The organism is Nitrosospira sp. CT (genome assembly GCF_059489795.1).
Genome location: NZ_JCAHZJ010000052.1, coordinates 1 through 4,971, shown reverse-complemented (window position 1 = coordinate 4,971; position 4,971 = coordinate 1). Strand labels below are relative to the sequence as shown.

The window sequence follows — 4,971 nt, the reverse complement described above, 5'->3', positions numbered from 1 at the left end:
TGAGGGAAACCGAAGCCGTTGCGCCACGAACCCAGGACGAGCAGCGCCTGGCGGATATATTCGCCGAGCTGTTGCGTATCCCAAAGGTCGGCATCCACGATAATTTCTTCGAATTGGGGGGAGACTCGATTCTGGCGATTCAGATTGTCGCCAGAGCCCGATGCACAGGACTGCATTTCACGCCCCGCCAGATATTCGAGCAGCCAACGATTGCCGGATTGCTGACCGTCGTGAATACCGCCCCCATTCCGGCAGAAAAGGAAACAGTTCCGGGAACTGCCCCGCTTACGCCTATCCAGCACTGGTTTTTCGAGCAAAAACTGGCCAACCCACAGCATTATAACCAGGCGGTACTACTGCAAGCCTCTCCCGATATCGATGATGCTCGATGGGTATACGCTTTCGCTCAGCTTCTGACGCATCACGACGCCTTGCGGCTGCGTTTCTTTCATACCGGGGAAGAATGGATTCAGACACTTGCGGATCCACCTGCCGAGATTCCTTATCGCCGCACCGACCTATCGGAAATTACTCCACCGCAACGGGCCGCAGCTATAGCGACGCACGCAGCGAGGGTGCAGGCGAGCCTCGATCTTACCCGCGGGCCCCTGCTGCGGGCTGAGCTATTCGACTTTGGAGTGGACGAGAAACCTCTGTTGCTGATCGCAATCCATCATCTTGCCGTTGATGGCATCTCCTGGCGCATCCTGCTCGAAGACCTGGAAACCCTCAGCGCCGCGGCTGATCATCCGCCACTTCTGCCATCCAAAACCACCGCTTTCACATTCTGGGCGCGCAAGCTTGCAGCATACGCGGGGTCAGCGGAGCTTCGGGAAGAAGCGGCATACTGGCTAACCACGCTGCCTTCACATGCCGTCCCGTTGCCCACCGATCGGCCGGCCCCGCCTGAGGTCAACACTGCGGGCTCAAGCCGCATGGTGGCGGTTACTCTCGAACCGAGGGAAACGGAACGCTTGCTGAGGGAGGCCGCCCAGGCTCATCACAGCACAGCGGAAGAAATACTGCTTACTGCTCTTGCCCTCACTCTTTCCCGGTGGACAGAATCGGACGTCACGCTTGTCGATCTGGAAGGACACGGGCGGGAAGCCATCTTCGATGATGTCGACCTGTCCAGAACAGTCGGCTGGTTTACCACGATCTTTCCGGTGCCCCTTGATGTCAGCAGTTGCGCCGATCATGGCGCTGCACTGCGGCAAATCAAGGAACGCCTGCATGCGGTTCCCCGTCGGGGCATTGGTTACGGGCTGCTACGGTACATGAGCGAAGGCGAGGCTGAACAATACCTGAAAAGACTGCCGGAAGCACAGATAAGCTTCAACTACCTCGGGCAGTTCGAGCATGGTGCCGATCCGGACGCCAGGGAGGATGATCTCCGCGGACCGGCCTGCAGCGAAAGCGGCCGGCGCCGCTATCTTATCGATATCAACGGCGGAATTTTCGCCGATCGGCTGCACCTGTCCTGGATTTACAGCGAAGCGGTACATCACCGCGACACCATCGAGGCGCTTGCGACGGTGTTCATGGAAAAACTGCGCGAACTGGTCAACTACTGCCCGTTCCAAGGGGAGAGCGCGCTTTCGCCAATGGATTTTCCACTTTCAAATCTTGACCACTCTCAGTTGAAGGGACTCCTCGCCGACAACCCGGATCTCGAGGATATTTATCCCCTCTCGCCAATGCAGGAGGGAATGCTCTTTCACACCCTTCTCGATCCGGATTCGGGAATCTATGTTGAACAACTCCATCATTGCTTCCAGAACGGTATCAACGTCGAAGCCTTTGAGCAAAGCTGGGTGCGCCTGGTGGCCCGACATCCCGTGCTACGAACGACGTTTCATTGGAAAGGCCTGGATGCGCCCTTGCAGATCGTTCACCGGGATGCGCAACTGGACTGCCAATACCTTGACTGGCGTGGAAGTCCACGAAAAGGAGAACAACTCCAAGAGTTCCTTCAAAACGACCGGAAGCGGGGTTTTGATCTTTCCAAAGCGCCGCCGATGCGCATCGTTCTGATACGCACCGCTGAAAATCAATTCGAGTTCATCTGGAGCCACCACCATGTTCTCCTGGATGGATGGAGCGTGCCTGTTCTCTTCTCTGAACTGGGAGATTTCTATGACGCGATGGAACGGGGAATCCAGCATGACCCTCCTCCACCACGCCTCTACCGGGATTATATTGCCTGGCTGCGGAACCAGGACCGGAATGCCGCGCAGGCTTACTGGAAGCGAAGGCTCGCGGGTTTTTCCGCGGCGACACCCCTGACCGTTGACCGGGTCCAACCAGGAGCCAAGGCAACTGGGGGATATGATGAAAAATATATTCATCTGTCGACAGTCTTAACCTCCCACCTGGAAACTTTTGCGCGCGAAAACCGGTTTACTTTAAATACACTGTGCCAGGCCGCCTGGGCGCTGCTGCTGAGTCGGTACAGCGGGGAAAACGACATCGTGTTCGGTGTCATCGTGGCAGGAAGGCCCGCAGCCATTCCTGATGTCGAATCGATGGTGGGTCTTTTCATCAATGCGCTGCCCTCGCGCATTTCGGTTTCCAGTTCCATGACCGTCCTCGAGTGGTTACAGGAATTGCAAAAACACCAGCTCGAAGACAGGGAATACGAATACAGCCCCCTTGCGGAGGTGCAGCGCCTGAGTGAGGTCGCTGCGGGAATGCCGCTTTTCGAAAGTCTGCTGGTCTTCCAGAACTATCCGCTGCGCGGACCCACGAAGGGAAGTGAAACCGACAGTAAAACACGCTCCGTCGAACGTACCAGCTACCCACTGACGGCAGTTGCGGCGCCCGGTGAATCCCTCCTGCTCAAGCTCCTGTATGACCGTGCACGTTTTACCGACGACATAGTCATGCGCATACTCAACCACTGGCGCATGCTGCTGGAAGGCCTAACGGCAAACCCATCTGGTTCTGTGGCCGATCTATCGTTACTCTCAAACGCGGAGCGGCGGCAGTTCATGGACTGGAACCGTAACGAGCGCAAATATCGGCACACCTGCTGCATACACGAGCTTTTTCTGGAACAGGCTGCGCGTACACCTGACGCGATCGCGGTCGTCTTTCGGGATTCCCGGCTCACTTATCGTGAAATCAGTGATCGGGCCCACCTCATTGCCAACCATTTGCGCAGCCGCGGGGTAGGCCCGGATATCCCCGTGGCTCTCTGCCTCGAACGTTCGCCTGAGATGGTGATCGGTGTAATCGCTATCCTTATTGCAGGGGGAGGCTGCTTGCCGCTTGATCCGGCATATCCCCGTGAACGGCTCGCCTTCATGCTGCAAGACAGTGGCGCGCCTTTACTGCTTACCCAGCGTACGCTGGTTGATCGATTACCTCCTCATTGCGTGCTTTACATGGACGAACCACTTTCGTCAGCGGAGACCACACCGCATGTCCGGCCGAAACCGGAGAATCTGGCCTATATCATCTATACATCCGGTTCCACTGGCAAGCCGAAGGGAGTAGCTGTGCCGCATCGAACGCTTGTCAATCTGACGGCCTGGCAAAGCGATAAACCTGATCCCGCCGCAGTTACACTGCAATTTGCACCACTGAGCTTTGACGTTGCGTTCCAGGAGATTTTCTCTGCCCTTTGCACTGGCGCGACCTTGATCCTGGCTGAGGAAACGATGCGCCAGGATCCGGAGGCGCTATGGCAGTTGATAGAAGAAAAGGACGTCAACAGGCTATATCTTCCTTTCGTTGCGCTACAGCAACTGGCCGAAGCCGCCTCGCGGCTCGCAACGCTTCCGGCGAACCTGCGTGAAATCATTACAGCCGGGGAGCAGTTGCAGATTACTCCTCCCATCCGCAAGCTTTTCTCGCGGCTTCCCGCCTGCAAGCTGCATAACCAGTACGGCCCTTCGGAAACACATGTGGTTACCGCTTATACGCTCGCTGGCGCGGCAGACGGCTGGCCCCTTCTTCCTCCCATTGGCCGCCCGATCGCCAATACGCGCATCCACCTGTTCGACGCCGATAAACGTCTCGTACCCGTCGGCGTACCAGGAGAGATTCATGTCGGGGGAGACTGTCTTGCGCGGGGATACCTCAACCGTCCCGAGCTGACTGCGGAAAAATTTGTAACCGACCCTGACTACCCGGACCGCCGCCTCTATAGAACAGGGGATCTGGCTCGCTATCTTCCTGGTGGCGATATCGAGTTTCTCGGCCGTCTCGACCATCAGATCAAGCTTCGCGGCTTTCGCGTGGAGCCAGGGGAAGTGGAGGGAGTGCTTGTTAACCATCCTTCAGTGCGCGAGGCCGTCGTGACAGTGCGCGAGGACGACCCCGGCAACCGCAGGCTGGTCGCATACGTGGTGCCCCGGATTGAACTGCCTGCTGCCGCTGATCTTCGCCGGTATTTGATCGAGCGGCTCCCCGAGTATCTGGTGCCTTCGGCATTCGTTTTTCTGAAGAGCCTGCCAACGACCCCCAGTGGCAAGATAGACCGTCGCGCGCTGCCGGTTCCTGACCAGTCGCGGCCTGATCTCGGGCGCGCGCCCCTAATGCCGCGTAATGAGGAAGAAGTACGAATTGCGCGAATCTGGGCAGAGGTTCTCAACCTGAATGCGGTCGGGGTGGAGGATAATTTTTTTGAACTGGGTGGTCATTCGTTATTGGCGACACGGGTGATTTCAAGAATCAGGGATGTTTTTGGCACGGAAGTTCCGTTACGCCAGCTGTTCGAGTTTCCAACTGTTGCCGGTTTTGCTCATGCAATCCGTCAGCAGTCAGGCAAAAACCCTGCAGAGCCGGGAATTCCTGCGGGATTGAGAATCGGTCCCTGTCCGTTGTCGTTTGCCCAGCAAAGGCTATGGTTTTTCGAGCAACTGTATCCTGGCAGCACGGTTTATCACCTGAGCACAGTGTTGCCGTTCGACGGCCTGCTGGATCGCAAGGCCCTGGAAGAGAGCCTGGGCGATCTGCTCGACCGCC

1 protein-coding gene is annotated in these 4,971 nt (G+C 57.3%); it reads left to right on the top strand.

The features are described from left to right. Window positions 1–4,971, top strand: a 4,971-nt coding sequence (locus AC52W5_RS08795; protein ID WP_495670725.1) for an amino acid adenylation domain-containing protein, incomplete at both ends; no start/stop codon positions are given.